At 48.0% G+C, this 22,258-nt stretch carries 26 protein-coding genes and 1 other annotated feature; of the genes, 12 read left to right on the top strand and 14 right to left on the bottom strand.

Features of this window, described 5'->3' with window-relative positions:
• Window positions 1–81: 81 nt before the first annotated feature.
• Both EXW93_RS06595 and EXW93_RS06590 read left to right on the top strand, forming a co-directional pair.
• On the top strand, window positions 82–738 hold the full coding sequence (locus tag EXW93_RS06595) for a carbon-nitrogen hydrolase family protein (RefSeq protein ID WP_058713565.1): 657 nt from the start codon (window positions 82–84) through the stop codon (window positions 736–738).
• A 58-nt stretch (window positions 739–796) separates the two neighbouring features.
• Window positions 797–1,048 (top strand): hypothetical protein, encoded by a 252-nt coding sequence (locus EXW93_RS06590; RefSeq protein WP_058713566.1) that lies wholly within the window; start codon window positions 797–799, stop codon window positions 1,046–1,048.
• Here the strand turns inward: EXW93_RS06590 and EXW93_RS16385 are convergent.
• The 3 genes from EXW93_RS16385 to ileS are packed head-to-tail and all read right to left on the bottom strand — an operon-like array spanning window position 1,027 to window position 5,099.
• The gene (locus tag EXW93_RS16385) at window positions 1,027–1,503 is read right to left on the bottom strand and encodes a GNAT family N-acetyltransferase (RefSeq protein ID WP_058713567.1); all 477 of its coding nucleotides are present in this window, start codon (window positions 1,501–1,503) and stop codon (window positions 1,027–1,029) included. The genes EXW93_RS06590 and EXW93_RS16385 overlap by 22 nt on opposite strands.
• A gap of 16 nt (window positions 1,504–1,519) precedes the next feature.
• Window positions 1,520–2,005 (bottom strand): SMI1/KNR4 family protein, encoded by a 486-nt coding sequence (locus EXW93_RS06580; RefSeq protein ID WP_058713568.1) that lies wholly within the window; start codon window positions 2,003–2,005, stop codon window positions 1,520–1,522.
• A 10-nt stretch (window positions 2,006–2,015) separates the two neighbouring features.
• A complete protein-coding gene (ileS, locus tag EXW93_RS06575) occupies window positions 2,016–5,099 on the bottom strand; it encodes an isoleucine--tRNA ligase (RefSeq protein WP_174316181.1) in 3,084 nt (1,027 codons plus the stop codon).
• A gap of 56 nt (window positions 5,100–5,155) precedes the next feature.
• Window positions 5,156–5,401, bottom strand: a binding site (T-box leader).
• Between the two features lie 85 nt (window positions 5,402–5,486).
• On the opposite strand from ileS, the gene EXW93_RS06570 reads away from it, so the two are divergent.
• Window positions 5,487–6,071 (top strand): GNAT family N-acetyltransferase, encoded by a 585-nt coding sequence (locus tag EXW93_RS06570; protein ID WP_174316180.1) that lies wholly within the window; start codon window positions 5,487–5,489, stop codon window positions 6,069–6,071.
• Here EXW93_RS06570 and EXW93_RS06565 read toward each other — a convergent pair.
• The 4 genes from EXW93_RS06565 to EXW93_RS06550 form a co-directional block, all read right to left on the bottom strand.
• A complete protein-coding gene (locus tag EXW93_RS06565) occupies window positions 6,040–6,459 on the bottom strand; it encodes a hypothetical protein (RefSeq protein WP_055967510.1) in 420 nt (139 codons plus the stop codon). The genes EXW93_RS06570 and EXW93_RS06565 overlap by 32 nt on opposite strands.
• Before the next feature lie 117 nt (window positions 6,460–6,576).
• Entirely contained in the window at window positions 6,577–6,960 is a 384-nt protein-coding gene (locus tag EXW93_RS06560) for a hypothetical protein (RefSeq protein ID WP_035397856.1), read from the bottom strand.
• Entirely contained in the window at window positions 6,953–7,162 is a 210-nt protein-coding gene (locus tag EXW93_RS06555; RefSeq protein ID WP_023468028.1) for a helix-turn-helix transcriptional regulator, read from the bottom strand. The genes EXW93_RS06560 and EXW93_RS06555 overlap by 8 nt, the downstream gene beginning before the upstream one ends.
• Window positions 7,163–7,298: 136 nt before the next feature.
• The gene (locus EXW93_RS06550; protein WP_058265324.1) at window positions 7,299–7,523 is read right to left on the bottom strand and encodes a DUF2188 domain-containing protein; all 225 of its coding nucleotides are present in this window, start codon (window positions 7,521–7,523) and stop codon (window positions 7,299–7,301) included.
• A 146-nt stretch (window positions 7,524–7,669) separates the two neighbouring features.
• Here EXW93_RS06550 and EXW93_RS16380 point away from each other — a divergent pair, with 146 nt between their 5' ends.
• From EXW93_RS16380 to solA, 3 genes are all read left to right on the top strand, one after another.
• The gene (locus EXW93_RS16380) at window positions 7,670–8,140 is read left to right on the top strand and encodes a DUF2975 domain-containing protein (RefSeq protein WP_058713571.1); all 471 of its coding nucleotides are present in this window, start codon (window positions 7,670–7,672) and stop codon (window positions 8,138–8,140) included.
• A 483-nt stretch (window positions 8,141–8,623) separates the two neighbouring features.
• A complete protein-coding gene (locus EXW93_RS06540; protein ID WP_371811116.1) occupies window positions 8,624–10,369 on the top strand; it encodes a methyl-accepting chemotaxis protein in 1,746 nt (581 codons plus the stop codon).
• A 70-nt stretch (window positions 10,370–10,439) separates the two neighbouring features.
• Window positions 10,440–11,570 (top strand): N-methyl-L-tryptophan oxidase, encoded by a 1,131-nt coding sequence (gene solA / locus EXW93_RS06535; RefSeq protein ID WP_174316179.1) that lies wholly within the window; start codon window positions 10,440–10,442, stop codon window positions 11,568–11,570.
• 70 nt (window positions 11,571–11,640) lie between these two features.
• Here solA and EXW93_RS06530 read toward each other — a convergent pair whose 3' ends face one another.
• Complete coding sequence (locus EXW93_RS06530; RefSeq protein WP_023468025.1) at window positions 11,641–11,910, bottom strand: hypothetical protein; 270 nt, start codon at window positions 11,908–11,910, stop codon at window positions 11,641–11,643.
• A gap of 149 nt (window positions 11,911–12,059) precedes the next feature.
• Between EXW93_RS06530 and EXW93_RS06525 the strand changes: the two genes are divergently transcribed.
• Both EXW93_RS06525 and EXW93_RS06520 read left to right on the top strand, forming a co-directional pair.
• Window positions 12,060–12,578 (top strand): transcriptional regulator, encoded by a 519-nt coding sequence (locus EXW93_RS06525; RefSeq protein WP_174316178.1) that lies wholly within the window; start codon window positions 12,060–12,062, stop codon window positions 12,576–12,578.
• 76 nt (window positions 12,579–12,654) lie between these two features.
• Window positions 12,655–13,746 (top strand): hypothetical protein, encoded by a 1,092-nt coding sequence (locus EXW93_RS06520; protein WP_174316177.1) that lies wholly within the window; start codon window positions 12,655–12,657, stop codon window positions 13,744–13,746.
• 224 nt (window positions 13,747–13,970) lie between these two features.
• Here EXW93_RS06520 and EXW93_RS06515 read toward each other — a convergent pair whose 3' ends face one another.
• Window positions 13,971–14,321 (bottom strand): cupin, encoded by a 351-nt coding sequence (locus tag EXW93_RS06515; RefSeq protein ID WP_174316176.1) that lies wholly within the window; start codon window positions 14,319–14,321, stop codon window positions 13,971–13,973.
• Between the two features lie 196 nt (window positions 14,322–14,517).
• Between EXW93_RS06515 and EXW93_RS06510 the strand changes: the two genes are divergently transcribed.
• From EXW93_RS06510 to EXW93_RS06500, 3 genes are read left to right on the top strand one after another with little or no spacing between them, the layout of a single operon-like run.
• Window positions 14,518–14,745 carry a PLDc N-terminal domain-containing protein gene (locus EXW93_RS06510; protein ID WP_058713575.1) on the top strand — a complete coding sequence of 76 codons (228 nt, stop codon included), beginning with the start codon at window positions 14,518–14,520 and terminating at the stop codon, window positions 14,743–14,745.
• A complete protein-coding gene (locus EXW93_RS06505) occupies window positions 14,742–15,626 on the top strand; it encodes an ABC transporter ATP-binding protein (RefSeq protein ID WP_058713576.1) in 885 nt (294 codons plus the stop codon). Before EXW93_RS06510 ends, EXW93_RS06505 begins: the two co-directional genes overlap by 4 nt.
• Entirely contained in the window at window positions 15,623–16,393 is a 771-nt protein-coding gene (locus tag EXW93_RS06500; RefSeq protein WP_058713577.1) for an ABC transporter permease, read from the top strand. Before EXW93_RS06505 ends, EXW93_RS06500 begins: the two co-directional genes overlap by 4 nt.
• Window positions 16,394–16,440: 47 nt before the next feature.
• On the opposite strand, the gene EXW93_RS06495 is transcribed toward EXW93_RS06500, so the two are convergent.
• The 5 genes from EXW93_RS06495 to nikA are packed head-to-tail and all read right to left on the bottom strand — an operon-like array spanning window position 16,441 to window position 21,444.
• On the bottom strand, window positions 16,441–17,238 hold the full coding sequence (locus EXW93_RS06495; RefSeq protein ID WP_035397877.1) for an ATP-binding cassette domain-containing protein: 798 nt from the start codon (window positions 17,236–17,238) through the stop codon (window positions 16,441–16,443).
• On the bottom strand, window positions 17,235–18,041 hold the full coding sequence (locus tag EXW93_RS06490) for an ABC transporter ATP-binding protein (protein WP_174316175.1): 807 nt from the start codon (window positions 18,039–18,041) through the stop codon (window positions 17,235–17,237). Before EXW93_RS06490 ends, EXW93_RS06495 begins: the two co-directional genes overlap by 4 nt.
• Entirely contained in the window at window positions 18,038–18,883 is an 846-nt protein-coding gene (gene nikC, locus EXW93_RS06485; protein WP_082487013.1) for a nickel ABC transporter permease subunit NikC, read from the bottom strand. The genes EXW93_RS06490 and nikC overlap by 4 nt, the downstream gene beginning before the upstream one ends.
• Window positions 18,880–19,821 (bottom strand): nickel ABC transporter permease, encoded by a 942-nt coding sequence (gene nikB / locus EXW93_RS06480; RefSeq protein ID WP_023468015.1) that lies wholly within the window; start codon window positions 19,819–19,821, stop codon window positions 18,880–18,882. Before nikB ends, nikC begins: the two co-directional genes overlap by 4 nt.
• A 12-nt stretch (window positions 19,822–19,833) precedes the next feature.
• Window positions 19,834–21,444: a nickel ABC transporter substrate-binding protein gene (gene nikA / locus EXW93_RS06475; RefSeq protein WP_174316174.1), complete on the bottom strand. Its 1,611-nt coding sequence runs from the start codon at window positions 21,442–21,444 to the stop codon at window positions 19,834–19,836.
• 255 nt (window positions 21,445–21,699) lie between these two features.
• Here nikA and EXW93_RS06470 point away from each other — a divergent pair, with 255 nt between their 5' ends.
• Window positions 21,700–22,257 carry a hypothetical protein gene (locus tag EXW93_RS06470; protein WP_055967479.1) on the top strand — a complete coding sequence of 186 codons (558 nt, stop codon included), beginning with the start codon at window positions 21,700–21,702 and terminating at the stop codon, window positions 22,255–22,257.
• Window position 22,258: the final 1 nt, after the last annotated feature.

Raw genomic sequence — 22,258 nt, 5'->3', positions numbered from 1 at the left:
TTATTTTACCACTAATGGTAAAATCATGACGAATGGAAAGTCTGATTTTTCAGATATATTTATGCCTGAGAGGATGTTTTGATGAAATTATTAATCGCTCAACCAAAACGCGAGACCGGACTCGAACAATTCGAACGTGAAATCGCCGCTTATCCTGAAGTCGACCTGATCGTCTACCCGGAAGGCTATTGTACGGTCACCGAACTCGAACGCGTGCAACATCTTGCCAAGCAGTTCGAGACAGCAATCGTCCTCGGTTACAAAGATGAAGCGAATCTCGATCGTGCTGCCATCATCGATGCGACCGGGACGATTCTGCTCAATCGCGCAAAAACACCAGAAGCTGGACCGCTATATACACCTTCAACAGCAAACGACGGGTCGTTCCGCTATGGATACGTCCTCTGTCGCGAAATCTTCTTAGGAAACGACGGACTACGCGAGGAATCCGGACTTGATCTCATCTTCAACCCGATTGGCGTCGGCATGTTCAGCGAGGAACAGTACGTTGAGTGGTCCGGTGAAGCGCGCATCATCAGTCAGGCGCAACAAGCACTCATGATCGGAACAAGTCATGCCGATGGTTCGTACCGCAACTGTGGTTTTTCGATTCCGCTTGCCTTCATCTATGACGAGACGGGTGAGCCGTTGCTGTTGTCTCATAACGATACGCGGACACGTCTGTTTGATACGGTCACGCGCCACGTCGAAGTCGTCAGTACACCATCCTTATCGTAAACGAACACACGCTTCTTCCGGTCAGAAGAAGCGTGCCATTCCTTCAGGAGGTGCTCATATGTCTCAAACAGGTCGTGCGTCATTCTTTTGGAAACGATACTTCTATGTCTTCTTTCCTTTATTCATCTTCGGGATCAGTCACGAATCATACCTGGTCGATAATCCGTTAGCTAACCTTGAGGACATCGGTGAGTTCGTCTTCTTCTTTTGCCTTTATCTGTTTAACTTTGCCGTCCTTGCCGCTCTATTAACGAATCTGTGGTGGTTCTTCCTTCCGACAAAACCCGTTCATTCCGAAACCGATTTTTGATAAGAAACGAGTGTCGCTCGTTCGTTGAGCGGTTGACTGACACCGGTCAATCGATAGCCCATCTTCTCATAGAAATAACAGTTACGTGTCTCTTCGCGAATCGTCCGCAGTTCCCAAGTCGCAGCAGCCGGATACGCTGCTTCAACGAGCTGTAATGCGCGTTGGGCGATTCCTTCACCTTGACGGGCTGGATCTAAGAACATCGGACTGATCGCGTAGCGACTCGGTGCTTTCGTAACGACACAAATCCCGCCGACGACGACATCGTCGACGATGATTTGATGAAACGTACTGCTCGGATGCGTGATCCGGTGAATGACACGATCGATCGATTCGTTCGCCGGATTCGTTGCAAAATCTTGATACCGCTCAAGCGTTTCTGAAAACGCCTTGATTTGAAGCGTATGAAGCTTCGCAGCGTCTGCAAGAGACGCTGTCTGTAATTGAATGTCCACTGAACCTCTTCCTCTCTTACCGGAACCATTCCCAAAATTGCGTGCCCTGCGCGACGATCAAGTAGTCGAGCCATCGCTCGAAGCCGAACGGCATCGCGTCTTCCTCCCATTCCTCGAAATTAAGAAATTCCCCACTCCAAATCCGATTTCCTGCCGGGCGATTCATCTCGTAGACAATCCACTCCCCGTCTGGTCCTGCACCGATCGCTAAGAAGTCTTCGGGACATTCCCAAATCTCGCTATACGTCAGGCAATCCTCGATCGAAAAGAGTTCGAATCCATCGTTGTACGATAACGATTCTTGCTGAAACAGCTTCGCCCCGTTATGTTGACGTAAGAACGTCTGATAGTCGTCTGCCGTCCACGCAGGTAACAGCGCGAGCTGTTCGTCCGTCGCTCCTCGGTTAAAGATGAAACGTTCTCGGGCTACTTCCCCTTCTTCTTTTTGGACCTCTAACAAACCGTCGACGAGTCGATCTTTTAATGCTTCTAATACAATCATGTTCTTCTCCTTAACAATATTCTTTCGTTGGTGTGAACGAGACACCGACATCGTGTCCGCCTAGCTGAACATCCCCTGCTCCTTGTAGCGGTTCAGTTCGCACGGAGGACAAGGCAAGGTGTTTGAATAACAAAGGCTCAAACGTCTCGACGATCGGTTGGAACGTCGCATCGACCGACAAGACGAGATCGATTCGGGCGTCCCGCGATAACGCTTGTGCCTTTCGTTCCGACTGGATATAACGGACGAGCTCCCGCATCCAGCGTTCTTGCTCCAGTGTTTCCGTGATTCGTGTATCGAGCGTCACGGTGAGTCCACCATTCGTCGCAGCAGCAAAACCCGTCTGGACGATTGGTTCGACGATGACGTCCGCTTGACGCACCTCGACTTCATCGCCTGAAGCGGTCCGGTAGATCAATTTTCCGGTCTCGAGCAAGTCTGAAGTCTCCTGTGCAGACAATTGTTGTAGCCATTGATGGATCGCATTCGCTTGCTGTGCGAATTTCGCTCCGGCTACGCGGAAGTTCAGTTTAAGACGGAACTGTGTCGTCGCTTGGGTCGTCGGGACGATTTGGACGTCTTTTACATTCAGTTCCTCTTGGATGATTGCCGTATAGTCCGCCCACGAAAAGGTTTCGCTCGATTGGACGCTTAGGCTAGCAAGCGGTTGTTTGACTTTTAAGGCGTGCGTATTACGTACTTGTCGTCCTAACTCGACGACAGACACGACTTGTGTCATCTCATATTCCAGATCAGGTCGGAGCATCTTTGGATCGGCAACCGGATAATCCGCTACATGTACGCTCATTCCTGTTAATCGCTGATAAACATCATCAGCAAGGTACGGCGTGAACGGAGCGAGTAGTCGTGCCGTCGTCGAAAGTGCGAAGTGAAGCGTCGTGTACGCGGCTTGTTTCTCTTGCGACCAGTCAGCTTGCCAGAAACGTTCCCGCGAACGGCGGATGTACCAGTTACTGATCTCATCGACGAGTTGCGCAAGACTCCGTGCTGCTTGAGTCAATTGATAATCGTCCATTGCATCCGTCACGTCTTGCGTCGTCTGATGGACACGCGAGAGCAACCATTCGTCGAGACGCGTCCGTTTTTGCGGACGTGAACTTTCAAATCCGTCCAGTTCGGCATACGTCAGATAGAACTGGACAGCATGATCCAGCGTATCGACTAGCTTTGATTTTGCTTCTTGAACGATCCGCTCGGCAAACCGTTTCGCACTCCACGGACTGCTGTCGACGAGTAGCGCCCAGCGCAGGCTATCAGCACCATATGCTTCGATTAACGCCACCGGATCGAGGGCATTCCCGCGACTCTTCGACATCTTCTGTCCGTTCTCATCGAGGACGTGCCCGAGTGCGAGGACGCGCTTATAGGCAGGCTGTCCCGTGAAGAGTGTCGAGATCGCTTGCAAACTGTAGAACCAGCCCCGCGTCTGATCGATGCCTTCGATGACGACATCGGCTGGATAGCGGTTAAGCGTCTGCGTCCGTGACGGATAATGCTGTTGCGCGAACGGCATCGCTCCGCTATCAAACCAGACATCGATGACTTCTGGTGTCCGGTGCATCACTCCCTGACACGTCGGACACGAGACCGATAACGCATCAACGTATGGTTTATGCAACTCGACGGATTCCGTCGATGTCGTCGTCCGGTGCAACAAGTCAGCCTTGTTTTTTGGAACGAACGTCGTGTCACACGCTTCACACTCCCAGACGTTCAGTGGTGTACCCCAGTAGCGATTACGACTGATGTTCCAGTCGACGAGTTGCTCGAGGAACTTTCCGAACCGCCCTTCCTTGACGTGATCGGGGTACCACGTCACAGAAGCATTGTTCGCAAGGAGTTGTTCCTTGACGGCCGTCGTCTCGATGAACCAGTTGTCTTGTGCGTAATAGAGCAGTGGTGAGTCACATCGCCAACAATGCGGATAGCTGTGCGTATAGCGTTTTTTCGCAAACAAGCGTCCCCGTTCAGCGAGCAGCTGGATGATCGCGACGTCTGACTCCTTGACGAATCGACCAATGAGTGATGGAACGGCATCCGTGTAACACCCAGCAGCATCGACGACATTAACGAATGACAGTCCGTTTTCCCGGACGACCCGGTAATCTTCTTCCCCGTACGCTGGAGCAAGATGGACAAGTCCGGTTCCGCTCGTCGCTTGGACGAAGGACGCCTCGACGACCGTGTGGCCGTTCTCTGGCGTCACGAAATCAAACGGTGGTTCATAACGCAAGCCGACGAGTTCCGCACCGAGCTGTTCGGATACGACCTCGACGGATTCTGAGAACAGTTCAGCGACTAACGCTTTTGCGACAATGAATCGCTCTCCTTTAAACGCTACTGTGACATACGTCAATTCCGGATGAACCGCCACCGCGACGTTTGCCGGTAACGTCCACGGTGTCGTCGTCCATGCAAGTAGAAACGTCTGCTCCATGCCGACGATCGGGAGTTTGACCGTCGCCGATAAGTCCGTCACGTCCTGATAGCCTTGCGCGACTTCATGGGAACTGAGTGACGTCTGACAGCTCGGACAATACGGTGATACACGATGTCCCTTCGTCAACCAGCCCTTGTCATGGATCGTCCCGAGGATGTGCCAGACGCTTTCGATATACTCGTCCTCCATCGTCACGTAAGGGTCATCCATGTCGACCCAGTAGCCGAGTTTTTCCGTGAAGGAGCGCCACTGTGTTTCATAGGAGAAGACACTTTCCTTACAGCGTGCGATGAATGCTTCAACACCATAGTCTTCGATCGCTTGTTTGCCGGAGATGCCGAGTTGTTTCTCGACTCCGAGTTCGACCGGTAGTCCATGTGTATCCCAGCCAGCTTTTCGTTCGACCCGGAATCCTTGCATCGTCTTATAGCGGGCGACGGTATCCTTGACGGTTCGTCCGAGTGCATGACCGACGTGGGGTAAGCCGTTCGCGGTCGGCGGTCCTTCGTAGAATACGAATTCCGCTTCCGTGCGTTGTTCAATCGATCGTGCGAAGACTTGGTCTTGTTTCCATCTGTTGCGGACACGCTCCTCGCGTTGTTGTACGGTTTCTGCTTGATTTTGTGACGTCATCTCTTGTTCGCTCCTTTGTCGGTAACTAAGAGAATACAAAAAAGTCCGCCCCCTTTGACAGGGACGGACTTCACCGCGATACCACCCATATTCCGCCGAGAATGCTTATTCTCGACAGCACTTAGTTGCACACTATCATGCGCATTCCATGTAACGGTGGACACCCGGTCACGCTTACTGAATGGTTCAGCGTGACTTCTCAGAGAGGATCTTCATGATTGATCTGGCTACCGGCTCTCAGCAATCCCGGTTTTCTGTAAGGCAGAGGGACAATCATTACTCTTTCTCGTCAACGAAATGATATGCTCTTGTTGTGGAGAATCTTACCATATGACTTAAAGTCTGCACAACAGCTTTATACATTTTCTTGCAAAGGAGTTTTTTTGAATGTTACATACTTTCCCAACGCTTAAAACGAACCGTCTCGTCTTACGCGAAGTGTTATCCGAAGATGCTACGAGTGTCCTCGCCTATTTATCAGACGAACAAGTCGTCAAACAGATGGGGCTCGACCCCTTTCAATCAGAAGCAGACGCGCTTGAAGAGATTGACTGGTACGCTTCGATTCGTCGCGATGGCACGGGCATCCGGTTCGGGATCGCGTTACAAGAAGACGATGTCATCATCGGCAGTTGCGGATTCTTGAATCAGTCGGCACGCCATCAGCGGGCAGAACTTGGTTTTGAGTTGAGTCCAGCTTATCAGGGACAAGGCATCGCGAAAGAAGCAGCACTTGCAGTCATCACATATGGGTTTGAGGAGCTCTCTTTAAATCGTATCGAAGCACTTGTCTTACCAGCAAATACTGCTTCACACCAATTGCTTGAACGTCTTGGTTTTCAGCGTGAAGGGTTGCTTCGTCAATATGAGAAAACACGTGGTCAGTTCGATGATTTGTATATGTACTCGATTTTGCGGAGTGAGTGGTCTGTCAAAGATCTCACTTTAGGTTCTTCGACTCTAACTCTTTGATCCGTCGGTAGACTTCTTCTACTTCTGATTGCGCAAACCAAGCATCGGGATGCTTTTCAAACATCAACAAATTGATGTACCATTCGATGTTATCAGGATCTAGTTCGACTGCTTTTTTTGCATGGAATAAAGCGATTACGCAAGCTCCCTCGAGATGGCAAAGTGGATGTAGCATCAATGAAGATGTCAAATCATGTATCTCGCTCGATTCGTGGTGTTGGAGTAAATAATTCATAAAGGCATATATCGTGAGATGAAACGTATCAAACCCTGCACTAAGAATCATGTTGAATTGCTCTTCTTTTGTTAACTCTAAAAATAGTTTCGCTGCTTTCTCGAAATCCATCTCAGCAATATGTTTCCTTAATCGGTACTCTAATTCTGTCACGGTGATTCCCTTCCTCCATAAAAAATCGCTGTTAATTGGCACTTGCACTTTTACACGAGTCGTCTCTCCCAGTAATGTATCTAACATCCATTGCAGAAGATCGACTGCCATTCCTTTTCATCGATAGGATCGTGCCTTTAGGAATTCAATGATCGGCAACAGTGTCAGTCCGATCGCGAACAAGACGATCAATAACAGATTCGCTGATTCATGCAAAAAGTAATCGAGACAGATGAATCCAAAAATCAGGACGATCAGAATTTTGTAGCTAACGAGCCCACTCTCCGTCGTAATCTTTTCTCCAAGTTCATCATTCGGTGTCGGTCGACTGTCTTCTCCTGAACGTGCCCACGTAAAATACGAGAAGAACATGATCAACAAAATCGCCAATTGAACAATCGAGAAGAACGTTACGTTGTTTTCGATGATCATACTAATGATGGTAAGACTCGCCACTATCACGAGCGTTACTAAAAATAAACCCGTTTTTTTCTTAGACATCCCATTCCTCCTGTTCTGAAATGAACAGATGATCGACTTGTGTCTGCAATACTTTGGCGATATTAAACGCTAATTGTAAAGTCGGATCATACTTGTTGTTTTCAATCGCATTGATCGTCTGCCGACTGACCTGACAGCGGTCAGCCAGTTCTTGTTGCGATAATTTTGCCGCTAGACGTCGCTCCTTAATGTGGTTTCTCATGTCCATTCCTCCACGACGTGTCAAATTCTTTTTACATCTCTACTGTAATGAAATTCCATCCTCATGTCAAAAACATTTGACACGAAAATCATTAAAAAACACGTTCTGATGCTCAGAACGTGTCGTATATGATAGCTCAACCTCGTGGTGGAAATGGATCGTGTCCGTAGGAATCTTTTTCGCGAATCTGCCCTTCTTTGTTATGAATGACAAGCTCCGTCTTCTGTTTTTTCGCAATCCGACGCCCTTCTGCAATCGCTTCTTTCTGTGTAGCAAATCGCTTTGTTGCTCGAGTCGCACCAGCAGCTTTCACTTGATAGCCACCTTTAGGATGTGGCGTGACATGTTGCTCTCGTTTCATCACGTGACCTCCATTTCCTTAATCTATTTCATCTTAATGACACTATTTTAAAGTGCGGTTGCCTCTTCACTTGAATTTTCTACTAGCCTCTCGGGGGATGCAGTATACTAAAAGAAACGTTTGTTGCCTCGAAAGGAGTTGATATCGTGAATCATTTCGTCTGGCAAGTCCGGTTTTTACGCTTTATCGTCTTCGGTATCATCTTCAGTCTGTTCGGTTTAGCTGGTCTTGGTATCCTACTTGTCTGGCATGGTATCACGAAAAACTTGTTACTCGAGCGACCTGGCTACAGTGTTCTATTGACCGCATACCTTATCTTCATCCCGACTCTTTTGATTTTATTCCATGCGCTCCGAATCCTTCGATATATGTCGATGGCTCCTCCGGCTTTTCCACTCATCACTGCTTCCATTCAATCGATGAAATTGTCTTTTTATATCGTTGCTATTTTAACGGCATGTCTCTTTCCCGTCTTTTTCTATATTGGTCAGATTGACGACGCGCCTGGTCTGATTATCATCGGAATGGGTTTGATTCTTACTCCGTTGACAATCGGAACGCTACTTGCCTGTATCCAACAATTATTATTACGCTATGTGTTGCCGATGAAATCCTAACGTGAACGACCGAAAAACAAGTGCTCATGATTGTTTTTGTCATTCTATCCGTTGCTTTTCCTACCTAGCACTTTGTTCAATCTCGCTCCTAAGAGCGGGATTTTTTAATTCGCGTCACATTGATGGCTATCCTGATGTCCCTGTTTCAACAGAATCTTCGATTGACAACGTAGACATGTCATCAATCGAAATGTGGCTTTTTTTGTGCTGACCGCGTGTCTTCGTAATTCATTTTCATATACATGTCTTGCCTTGATTCGATGATCAACTTCACTTTCCATCTCAATCCCTCTTCCCTCAACTTGTATTTTTTTCTATCTAATATGTGCCCTGAATCATTCTTAATAAATCCTTTTTTAAGAAAAAACGGTTTTTCTTACGACCTTTTATAAAAAAATCGTCAAAAGGTCCTGTTTAATATGTATTTTAACGACCGATAAATGAATTACAGATAGAAAATATGAGTTGAAAGGACGGTTGCATGTGAAAAACACAACCAAGAACCATTCCATCCGAACACGTCTTTTAGTAATGATCAGTTTGATTTTGATTGCCTTTTTTGTTTTTAGTAGTCTGGCCTTATACTTCAATACGAAACAAACTGCGGTCTCAACGCTGAAAGCGACCGCCGAAAAGGACGCGCTTCGCATCAGCAAAACATTCGACACAGTGGCTTATAGCGAATTCCTACAATCGCCTGTCGCGTCCGAGCAGTATGAAACCCTACGGAATCAACTTGATACCTTACGTAAACAAAACGGACTCTTGTATACATACACAGCACGCATCGACCAAAACAAGGTCCGTTTGCTGATTGACGGTCTCCCTAAGAAAGATGCCGCAAAGATTAATGAACCGGCGAGTGGCGCAAAAGTTACTGACATGAAGGACGTATTAAATGGTGGAACACACGCGACGGACATCATTGATGATCCTGTATATGGACAGTATATGAGTGTCTACGTTCCGTTAAAGGATGCGTCTGGTCAAATCATCGGAATTCTTGGCGTCGACATCGCTGCGAAGGAAATCGATGCCCTCACAACAGAATTATTAAAACAAAATGCTCCGATTTTCATTGGACTTTTACTTCTTCTGTTAACGGCCACACTCATATTGCTCTACATCGTCCTCGGTCGAAAGTTACGTCCGCTCGAGACGTTACAGAAAGTCGCTGCCTTGATTGCCGAGGGACGACTGGATCAGGCAAAACAGACGTTGACCGATTTGACGATTGCTTCGAAAGACGAAATCTATGCGCTTGCGATCTCGATTCGTGATATGAACGAGATGCTGCGGACGATGATTGTCGACATCAAACAGACGGCTACCCTCGTCTCGACGACGAGTCAATCGATCGACCAAAGTACGTCGGAAGTACTCGACGGTTCTGAGCAAATCGCTCATACGATGTCGGAAATCGCGACCGGAACCGAAAGTCAGACCCAAGTCACGCTTTCATTGAATGATGAGATGAATCGGTTCGCAACATTGATCGAGACGACGAATCAATCTGGTGTCGAAATTCAAGGAACGACGGAGCAGATGGCAACACTGACACGAGTCGGACGGGAGCAAATGTCCGCTTCCGTCGAACAGATGCGTCACATTCATCAGCACGTCACGCAATCTGCTGAACAGATTGATCTACTGAAACAGCAATCATCAGATATCCAAACGCTCGTCGGTATCATCCGCGGAATTTCCGAACAGACGAATCTACTCGCCCTTAATGCCGCGATTGAAGCGGCACGGGCTGGTGAACAAGGCAAAGGATTCGCTGTCGTTGCGACCGAGGTCAAGAATCTTTCGAGCCATGTCGCTAGCAGTGTCAGTGAGATCGCAACGATTGTCACGTCAATCGAAGCCAGTGCGCAGCAGATGCAACATAGCTTTAAGACGACGGTCGAGGCAACAGCAGCCGGTGAACAGATCGTTCTCGATACAGATACGACGTTCGAACGATTAACGGATCAAGTCACGCACGTCTCAACGGCAACAAAACAGATGACGCAACAGATGGAAGACGTCTTGCAGGCAGAACGATTCATTCGCAATGCCTTGACGGAAATTGCCGCTGTCGCGGAAGAACATACGGCGAGTAACGAGGAAGTTGCCGCTGCGTCTGAACAAATGATTGCGACGATTACGACGCTGCATACGCTCGTCGGTGATTTAAACGCACGAACAGAACACTTAAAACAAGAAGCCCGTCGCTTCGAGATTTAATCTTTCATTTGTTCTTTTCTAGTTCTCACTCTATACTGGTGTGAACTTACATATGAAGGAGTCGAACCAGATGTCCCATTATGATGTCATCATCGTCGGTGCCGGTTCCATGGGGATGGCAGCCGGCTACTATCTCTCACGAACCGATCAAAACATCTTACTACTAGACGCCCATAATCCACCGCATGATCAAGCGAGCCATCATGGCGAGACACGGATCATTCGCCATGCCTACGGGGAAGGTGAAGCTTATGTGCCGCTGGCGTTAGCCGCGCAACGCTTGTGGTATGAGTTAGAACAGATCAGCGGTCGGAGTCTGTTCCTGAACACCGGAGTCTTAAACGCTGGTCACCGCTCGTCCCGTTCGATGCAGACGATCATCAGGAGTGCAGCGCAATATGATTTACCGCTTGAGATCCTGACGGCTGACGAAATGAGAACGCGTTGGTCCGGCTTAACGATGCCCGACGAGTATATCGGTTGTTTTGAACCGACGTCCGGTGTGTTGAAGTGCGAGGATTGTATTGAAGCATACCGCGATCTTGCTGTCGCGAACGGTGTCGACATCCGGACGAATGCGAAAGTGACGACGCTTACCGCCCACACTCATGGTGTGGACGTAACCGTCGGAGCAGACACCTACTCAGCTGACGCGTTAATCGTCGCAGCCGGTGCCTGGTCTGGTCCGTTGCTCGAACAGACTGGACTCTCCTTACCGCTGCGCCCTATCCGTAAGACGTTCGCCTGGTTCGAAGCAGCGGAAGAGGTATTCAATGACGCGGTGTTCCCTGCCTTCGCCTTTGATACACCCGCCGGTTATTATTACGGTTTTCCAAGTATCGCTCAAGCCGGTCTGAAAATCGGACGCCACGACGGCGGCATCCCGGTTGATCCGAATCAACCACGCCGTCCTTTCGGTCAAGAGACGGGTGATCTGGCTGATTTACGACAGTTCACGAATACGTTCATGCCCTCAATCGATACTTTAGCTCACGGCAAACCGTGTCTCTATACGATGACGCCAGACGAAGATTTCATCATCGATTTGCATCCGGACTATCCGCACATCGCGATCGCCGCCGGCTTCTCCGGTCACGGATTCAAGTTCAGCAGCTTAGTCGGAAAAGTACTCAGTGAATTGATCATGGAACGATCGACGACCGAACCGATCGGACCGTTCGCGATTAAGCGATTTAAATAATTGAACACATGAAACGATAAAGACCGGCAACGAAAATGCGTTGTCGGTCTTCTGTATCAACGGTATAATGTCACACCGATTCATTCGATTCTTGCTGATTTTTTGCAGCTAGCTTTTCACGCTGTTTTTTCTCATCTTCAGTCCACCAGCCGTGGATCAGTAATACGAGTCCAAGGATCAATGCACCGATTGGGAAGTATGTTAAGTAGTATTCGCCAAGATTTTCTCCTAGAAACTCTGGTGATAACTCAACATACGCACGAAACATCTGAACGATGAAGAATAAGAAAAAGCTTGTAATGAGTGCATATGTACCATAGCGATAACTTGTATTTTTCATATGACGACTCCTTTCTAAAACATACTCTAATCTAAATCATTCAAGGAATACATCAAATTCCCTCTTTTTACATTATCATTTTTAAGAATGTTTCCAAAAGCATGATAAGATAGTTTTAGAATCGATTGAACGAAGGAGTGAAACACGTCGTGAACTTTAACTTATTCAAAAATCATGCCCGGTTTAAGATTGCACTTGAATTAATTGATCGCGAAGACGGTTTATCAATCATGCAACTGAATCAACGCTTAACGGATGTACCGCAGTCGACCTTATACCGACAAGTCAATGCGATGATGGACGATCAGTTGTTGAAGGTCGTCGCAGTCCAGCGTGTTGGAAAAGTCGAAGAGAAGATCTATGCCTTGAACACAAGCGGCTATCAAATCAGCGAAGCAGACTGGAACAGTGCGACGTACGATGAAAAAGTGAACTTCGTCTCGTTCTACTTCATGTACGTCTTGCAGCAGTACCAGACGTACTTCGAACAGACCGTTCAAACGCAAGGTCAGGACCACTCGACGTTCTCGATCGCGAAATTGCACCTGACGGATGAAACCTTCAACGATTTCCAACAGGACATGCGAACATTGCTCGAAAAATATCATCACCTAGAGACAGAAGACCAGGCAACTGAACGGACCGTCTCACTCGTCATCTTGCCCTAAACACGCTCCGTTTCTAGAAGCGTATTTTCACCAAACTGAAACGAGACAACATTGTGAGGGAGAGAAAATAGACCCCATGAAACGGATCAAAGAAGATCTTGATGCAATTGTACTGGATACGTTAAACATAAAAGCAGAACAGATTCTAAAGATTGGTGAAGGAGCTTGGCACTCTGTTTATAGAGTAACTAGATTAGATAATCAAGACCTTGTGATTCGTATAAAAAAGAACGAAGCGTACGGTGAATTACAAGCAATTGATGAACAAGAGTTGACTACAGAGTATGAGTCTACGAAAGCTTATTATTTACATGCCAATACAAGTGATCAAAATATCTGTCCTGACTTTTATAATTATTTTATTGAAAATGACACAGTATTTACAGTAGAAACGTTCATGGGTCGTGGAACAGATTTATTGTTACTCGATCAGAATAAAGCCCATTCTTACGGTACGAAATTAGGACAAATTTATCATCATATACACAACCAGAAAACCTCTATTACAGGCTTCGGGGAATTGCATTGGCAAGGGGGAACTTTACGAGGTAGCGATTCAAAAAACAGGGATGAATTATGGCAGGAAGAAAATGAACACGTCTTAACCGCCTTAAATATGCTCATTCACTCTAGTCTTTGCTTTGATAAAGAAAAAGTCAGTCAGCATATTCATGCTTTAATTGAGAATAGACGAACTCAGGTTCAAAACATCTCGCTCGTGAATCAAGATGTAACACCAGAAAATCTAATTTTAAGTGATGAACACATTGCAATCATTGATCCGTTTCCAAGATTGGATTTTGATTTGAAATATGCAGCTTACTTTGTTTTTTGTTACAAATTTTTGTTACCAGCCTTCTCAAATGCTCCACGATACATAAATCAAGCGTATCAAGAAAAAAGTAATATTCTAAATAACATAGCTGATGGATTTATAAGCGGATATTGCTTTAACGTGGTTGGAGACGAACGCACCACGCAAACTCGACGATTACTGGATGAGTATACACTATGGATATTGCAAGAAGCGTATGAGCACTTCGACATTCTACATCAGCCTCATCTCACTCATAAAACAACGCAACAGATGGGAAATCGAGAAATGATCACTGCTCGGTTACATCTATGCCTCGAAGAATTAGAAAAATGGTGTACGGAATCAGAGTAGAGGCTGACGTAAACTTTAGTCTCTACAAAGATAAAAAGAATGATGCTTTACACACCACTCCTATAGGAAAAGCGCATTTTTGCGCTGTCAGAGACAAACAAGACCCGCTTTCCTGCTTGAATGAAGCAGGAAAACTGGCTTGTGCCTCGCGTGAGGAAAGGGCGTGAGAAAACGAATCATTCTTCTTTTGAGATAGCTTTTTTTATGTATCGCACTTGGTTTCGTCATATGGAAACAAGAGATGATGTATCGAGTTCTTCACTTTCAATTACGATCGCTGTTAACCCCGTATCCGTCTTCGTTTCATGCCATTCTCCTTGATTCCAAAACACGGCTTCTCCACGCTGAACATTTATGTAGTCATCCGTTTCTCCTCTTACCCATCCTTCACCCTCTACAATTAACAAGAGTTGCGGCACGACCGCCTGGTGATAACCGACTACGCCATCCTTCTCTAAATGGATGCATCCGATGTGCGTCACTTTTTCCGTCTGCATGATCCGTGACATCACGAAGTTCGAATCGAATTTCGTGATCTTCTTACCCACCTCTTTTTTGAATTGATAAATCTGCATATAATCCTCCTCGACATCATGATTCGTTTGATAGTTCGCCTTTCATCTAAACGATTTGATTCAAATCGCATTTGGAAAATTTTGATAAGAGAAGTTTATCATAGCTCTAACTGATTGAGAACTAACGATGATTCGTCTATGGCATTGACTTTTCTATTTTCATTATTGATAATGGTAATAGAAAAGGAGGGTTTTTATGAATACAGATTTCTCTGCCTTATCACAAATCGACTGGGAACGATTCCTGCCCCTATTATTGATTTACATCTCCATCAACCTGATTCTACTCAGCTGCGCCTGTATCGATTGGTTTAGACGGAAGGACCGGATCGCGACACCGACTACTTGGTTATTGATTATTCTCCTCGTCCAACCGATTGGCTCGATTCTCTACTTCGTCCTCGGAAGGAGGATGACAGCATGATTCAGATTTCTCATCTCCAGCTTTCACTTCAAAGACGTCTTATCCTAGACGATATTTCCTTTACGATTCACGAACATGAATGTCTTGGACTGATTGGTCCGAATGGTGCCGGAAAGACGACACTCCTGAAATGTCTGAGCGGCATGATCGAGAGTGACCGTGGTTCCATCACGATGTCTTCGCGCTCCATCCGTCAAAACCAGCAATCGATCGGCTACTTATCACAACAGACCGACTTTAAGCCTTGGATGACATGCGAACAATCATTACGTTTTTTCGGTCGCTTGTCAGGTCTCGATCGCGCAACGTTAAATAAGCGGATTCCGAACGTTCTAAATGAAGTTGGACTCCACGATCAACAAACAGAAGTCATCGAACGCCTGTCCGGCGGCATGCGCCAACGTCTCGGAATCGCCCAAGCGATCTTACATGAACCGACATTTTTGATTCTTGACGAACCGGCTTCCGCCCTAGATCCGAGTGGTCGACATGATATCAATCAATTGATTCTCCGCTTAAAGAAACGGATGACGATCATCGTCTCGACGCACCTCTTAGAAGACGCAAAGACGTGTTGCGACCGCTTCCTCGTCATTAAACACGGAAAATTGCTGGGACCGCTCGATAATCAGCGCAACGTGGATCAATACAGGATTAAAGTCGAGACGCTTACAGCTGCCCCGTCGTTTTCTGCGACACGATTTCCACGAGTCGAAATTGATCGAATCAACCCATGCTGCTATCAGTTCTCCGCACAGCAGCCGCTTGATCTCTCACAGTTAGCGACTACTCTGATTCAACAGGGATGGTCGATTGCTTCGATTGCCTATCAACCAATCGGACTTGAGGAACGGTTCCTCGACATGGTGGCAGACGTATGAGGACCTTTTATACGCTGACATGGACCGAGTGGTTGGAAGCATGGAAAGAATGGAAGATCGTTTGGTTACCGCTGTTCTTCATTGCTCTCGGTGTGACCCAACCGTTGCTGTTGATGTACATGGATGTCTTGCTCGCACACGTCGGAAATGCAGACGGAATCATCGTTGATCCGAATCGTCCTACTCCGCAACCGCTTGACGTCTTCAGCGCAACGATCCACGGACAGTTCAATCAGCTCGGCTTGATCGTCCTGATCATGAGCTTCATGGGATTGCTTGCTTCAGACCGACAAACTGGCATGCAGGATTTCATTCTGACGCGTCCCGTCTCGCGAAATATCTATCTGCTGTCGAAATGGTTCAGTCACGGGATGATTAGTCTATTCGGGATGCTGATCGGCGCCCTCACATCCTACTGTCTGACCGTCTATTGGTTCGGATCCCTTTCGCCGATGCTTGCACTACGCATCACCCTCGATTTTAGTCTTTGGACGTTATTCGTCGTCAGTCTGACACTTCTGATCAGCACTTTCTTGCGACGTGCTGTTCCGATTGGTATCCTGTCGCTCGTCGTTTCCTTACTACTTGTTGCACTTCCTTCATTAATGCCAGACATTCTATTCTTTATGCCTAGTGCGCTACTGTCGCTCCCATCGCACACGTCGTTTTTTTCTTCGTCTCATCTGATTGGTGTCGCTTCTTGTCTCATTTGGATTCTTCTCACACTCGGCTGGTCGGCTCTTCGATTCCGAAAAACAGCTTATTGATCCACCGCTACAACACAAAAAGGATAACGGAGCCGTTCAGCCGTCCGTTATCCTTTGTTTGCTTGTGTCTTTCGAATCGTTCGTTGCCTTGGATGCACGGCAAGCTTTGCTTGGCGCATCCGTTCAACGGCAGGATCCGTCGCAGCATCGAACGCTGCTAAACTCGGGTAATGCCCGACGAGACGTCCCTGCTCCAAAATCGCAAAGCTGTCACACAGTTGTTCGGCAGCTTTAATGTCATGGGTGATGAAGACATATGTTAGACCGTGTAGCCGTTTCAAGTCAGCTAACAATGCAAGAATCAATCGTTTGTTGACCATGTCGAGGCTACTGACTGCTTCGTCTAAAACGATCAGACGTGGTTCAGCAGCAATCGCTCGCGCAATCGCGATCCGCTGGAGTTGCCCACCACTGAACTGCGCCGGATATTTCGTCAGATCCGTCGCCTTGAGCCCGACTTGTTCAATTAGCGTGACGAGACGCTGTCGCCGTGCTTCACCCTTTAAACGAATGAAGTTATCAAGCGGTTCGGCGATAATATCGGCCGCCGTCAGCTTCGGATTGACAGCAGCGAAGGAGTCCTGGAAGACGACTTGGACATCTCCTTGAAACGGTCGTTTTGTCGCATGCCGGTCGACACCGTTGAACCAGATCGTACCGCTTGACGGACGTTCGAGTCCGAGTAACAATCGTCCGAGCGTACTTTTGCCGGCACCACTCGACCCAAGTAGTCCGAGACACCGCCCCGCTTCAAGCGTCAACGAGACATCATGTAAGACGGTCTGAGCTGGTCGAAACCGGCGTTTGTAGACGTGTGAGACTTGATCGATTTGTAGTAAACTCATCCGAACGCCTCCCTTCCTAGATGTTGGGCAAGAAGGGACTGTGTATATGGATGTTGCGGTCGATCAAACAAATCAAAGACATCTGCCTGCTCAACGATCCGTCCTTGCTGCATGACGAGGACATCGTCTGCAAGTTCAGCGATCACACCGAGATCGTGTGTGATGAGTAACATCGCCGTTCCATAGGTCGCGCACATCCGTTCGAGTAACTCAAGAACTGTCTTCTGATTGAAGACGTCGAGTGCTGTCGTCGGTTCGTCGGCAATCAAGACGCTTGGGCGCAGGGCAACAGCTAAGGCGATCATGATCCGTTGCAACATCCCTCCACTCAGCTCGAACGGATAAGCTTTGAGCAACCGGGCGGCATCCGTCAGATTGACTTCTTCGAGTGCCGTCATCGCTTGTTGTTTCGCTTCACGTTTTGAACAACGCGTATGGGTCTGAATCGTCTCGATCATCTGGTGCCCGATCGAGTAGACCGGTGTGAAGGCACTCATCGGATTTTGCATGATGAACGCAATCTCACCGCCCCGAATCGTTCGCACAGCGCGTTCTGATAAGGATTGAATTGATGTTCCGTTCAGTCGAATATCGCCAGTGACGTCTGTTGTCTGTGGATTAAGTAGACGCATTAAAGCGAGACTCGTCACCGTTTTCCCACAGCCACTCTCTCCGACAAGACCAAGAATCTGTCCAGCTTGAATTGAGAACGTCACCCCTTCGATCAATGTTACTTGTTGTTTCGTACGGACGTTCAGACCGTCGACAGCTAAGATCGGTTCGATACGGGCACCTCCTCTCATTTCATCGTTTTTGATACACCGAATCGTTCTGCTAACTGTTCTCCTACTAGGTTAAAACTGATGATGACGAGCATGATCGCAAGTCCCGGATAAATCATCAATTCCGGATTCGTCCGGATGTACGATTTTCCTTCGTGAATCATCGCCCCCCACTCGGCTGTCGGTGACTGGACACCAAGCCCAAGGAACGACATCGCCGAGATATCCATGATCGCCCAGCCCATCTCAAGCGTTCCGATGACGAGCAGCGGCGGTAAGATGTTCGGCAGGATGTGCGTCCGAATGATCTTCCACGAAGACGAACCATTGACGCGAGCAGCAGCGATGAACGCTTCCGTTTTCAGCGTCATGACCATTCCGCGGAACATCCGCGCGTAGTAGACCCACTGGACGAGCATCAAGGCGATGATGACCTGCTTGAGACCTGGACCGAAAATACCGACGAGACCGAGGACGAGAATCAGACTCGGAAATGCCATTACACCGTCACACAGGCGCATCAAGAGCTGGTCAACCCAACCACCACGGTAACCGGCAAGTGTTCCGACGAACAATCCAATCGCAAGTGAGGCGACGAAAATCAACACGGCACAGCCGAGTGAAATCCGCGCGCCGTAAATCAAGCGTGACAACAGACACCGACCGAGCTGGTCAGTGCCAAGCGGATAAGCCGGCGACGGACCGTGTAGTTTTTGCGTCAAGTCAACGAGATTCGGATCATGCGGCGCGATCCATGGTGCGAACAAAGCAATGCCTGCCATCCCGATTAAGACGAATGCACAAAGATAAAGAAGCGGTGTATACCGCGACCGGATCATCGTTGCTGGAAGTGGAGTGTTCATACCGTCCCTCCTTTTTTCGCTAGGCGTGGATCGAGCACGGCTTGAATGATGTCGACGAGCAAACTGCTCCCGATGAAGACGAGGGCAGCGAGAAAGACATAGCCTTGGATGACCGGCATGTCCCGGTCAAAGATCGCTTCAATGAAGTAACGACCGAATCCTGGCCACGAGAAGACGGTCTCGACGATGATCGTTCCCGTCAGCAACTTCCCAAGGTTCATCCCAAGACCCGTGATCATCGGCGGAATCGCCATCCGAAGGACGTGTTTCCCAAGAATCCGTCCTTCCTTTAAGCCACGTGTCCGGGCAAACAAGACATACGGTTCGTTCAATGCTTCGATCACACTGCCACGGAGCAATCGTGTATACAAGGCAATTAACGGAAAGGCGAGTGTCAATGCCGGTAAGATCAAGTGCATCACACTTCCCGTTCCACCGACTGGAAACCAATCCAGCTGGACGGCAAAGAAGAAGATGAACAGATACCCGAGCCAAAACGACGGAATCGAGGCACCGATGAATGCGATCCCCCGACTGAGATGGTCAAAGAAGCCATTCTTCTTGATCCCAGCAAGGAACCCGAGCGGGATACTGACGACGAGTGCGAGCAGCAGACTCGTCACTGCTAGCTCGACCGTCGGTGGTAAGCGAAGCAAGACATCTTCTAGGACCGGTTTGCCGGAAAGATACGATGTGCCGAAATCGAGCTGCGCCAAGCGGATGACGGCATCGAAGTATTGTTTGTAGAACGGTTGATCGAGTCCGAATTCTGCTCGTTTTGCAGCGAGCAGTTCATCCGTCGGTTGGATATGGGCAGCGGATAGATAGGCCTGTGCCGGATCAACTGGTGACAAATGAATCAACCCTGTCAGAATCAAGACAGCAAGTAACAAGATCGGGATGACGGATAATATGCGTTTGACGAGGAAGACCCCCATGTCATCCCTCCTTTACTTAATTCCGATTCGGGCAAATGGACTCTCATCCCGGTTCGCCGGGAACTGGAAGTTCGTCACGTCCGACTGATAGACCGCCATCTTCTTCAAGTACGAAATCGGAATCAATGCCCCTTGATCTTGGAGTGATGGCAGAATGTCGGCGTACATCTTCTGACGCTTCGTCTCGTCTGTCGTCTTCAAGACATCTTTGATCTCTTGCAACAGTTGTTCTTTATTCGGATAAGCCGAAATCGCTTCTTTGAAGCCGAAGCCATCCGTATCAATCAGGTTCACGAACGTATGCGGATCATACGGTGCACCGAAGTTGCTGTAGAAGTTGATGTCAAATCGGTTGTCCTTGAAGCGCTGGACTTGATCCGGTAATTCGACAGCTTCCGTCTTCAGCTCGACGCCGATTTTCGACCATTCCGACTGCAACGTTTCGGCCATCGCCTTTTGGACCTGCTCGGCCGCATCATACATCATCCCGATTTGCAGCGGTTGCCCGTCCTTGACGCGAACCTTTTCACCTTTCGGCAGTTTCCAACCTGCTTCATCAAGAAGACGATTCGCTTCCTTGACGTCATAATCCCGTTGCTTCACTTTCAGGTTCGACGTGTACGGCATGTTCGGTGGCAACAGGTAGTCAGCCGGTGCTTCTATTCCCGACGTGATCCCTTCGACGAGAGCGGCTTTATCAAACCCGTGCTGGAGCGCCTGGCGGACGCGTTCGTCAGACAGACGCTTATTTTTCGTATTCAAGACGAGGAGACGCGTCGCGACTGGTTCGGACATCTCTGTTTTGTAGGATTTATCCGTCTTCAACTGATTGAAGGCATCGATGCTGATCGCCCCTTCACCGTAAATCAGATCAACCTGTCCTTTTTCGAGTGCTAAGACACGCGTTTCCGCGTCCGGGATGATGTCGACCTTGATGTGATCGATGTTCGGCTTCGGACCCCAGTAGTTCTTATTGACCTTAAACGTCGCATACTGATCCGGTTTGTATTCGTCAAGCATCCATGGACCTGTCCCGACTTCTTTTTTGACACCCTTCGACGTATCGCCGTTTCCCGGGAATCCCGCTTCTCCGAGGAAACGGACCGGGCGGACGACCGCGAGCTCTTGAATCGTCGGGTAATAGGCTTCAGATAATGTCAGGCGGAACGTCTTCGCATCGACGGCTTCCGTCTTCTCGATTTTCGTGATGAAGCCAAGCCAGCTATGTAAGGCTTTTTGTTTGAGGATCGCGTCAAAATTCTTTTTGACGATCGCTGCGTCAAACATCGAACCGTCCGAGAACTTGATGCCGTCACGGAGCGTGAACGTATACGTTTTTCCGTCTTCAGAAATCTTCCAAGACGAGGCTAAGTATGGCTCGAGCTTTCCACCTTCTCCGTAGTGGACGAGTGGTTCATAGATCATTGACTGTGCGAACAGTTGTGATGGGTTATAAACGTGCGGGTTCATCGTTCCGACGTCGCGTGGCCACGCGAGCGTCAATGTATCTTTATCTTTTCGCTCTCCTGTCGACTCGCCCGGGTTCGAGCAGCCGATCAATAAAGATGTCAAAGACAGGATCGAGACGGTAGAAATCAGTAATTTTTTACGGTTAACGTTCATGGTAGGCAGAACTCCCAACTTGTATTGATAATCATTTTCAATTGTATGAGGGAAAGGGAAGGATTGTCAATGGATAATCTAGATGTTAACTGGACGTACAGGCGCTTTTTGACAGGATTTCCACGCTTAACTGAGTAACATTCTGTGTACGTCTCTTGTTTGTAAATAATTGTAATCAACTGTGTTAAACGGTATCCTAGTTTGTATGCTGCATTTCTTGTCTAACGAAATCAATTGCACGGAAAGGATGATAGGATGTCACGACTGGTTTCCTCCGTCTCGCTTGTTTTGCTCAGTCTGCTCTTAGTGCTCCCTTTACTGATGATCGATGGACTGATTTTATACGTCGGAGATGTGTCCTACGACTCGTTCGTTGGTTGTCTAGTGTTTCTCGTATGTTTCTATCTCGCTAGCCTGGTCGTCAGCGTCGTCTTCGACGGGATGATGCGTGCGCTTGGCGGACTGTTCAAGCGTCGTTTCTCGAACATACTGTTTGCTGTCGTGAACGGTTCCGTCAGTTTGAGCGTCTTACTTTGGATGGACCTCTACGTTGCGTCGATCACGATTTCTCTCGCGACAAAAGTCGTGCTGGTATCTGTACATACGGTATTGTTTTACCTGATTCATCAATCGAGCGATTCGACTGCTTCGTCTTCTGAAGGCAGCGCACAACATGAGCCAATCGTCCAAGAAGCCATCCGCTTGTTAGAAGATGTCGATCCCGTGACATGTGTCGAACAGTTATGTCTCAAGTACCCTGATCTTCCGAAAAAGGACATCATTCGGATCGTCTATCGTCTTCATGGCAACTAAA

This window comes from Exiguobacterium sp. JMULE1, from assembly GCF_013337175.1.
Classification (GTDB): domain Bacteria; phylum Bacillota; class Bacilli; order Exiguobacteriales; family Exiguobacteriaceae; genus Exiguobacterium_A; species Exiguobacterium_A indicum.
This window is presented reverse-complemented; position numbering and strand designations above follow the sequence as displayed.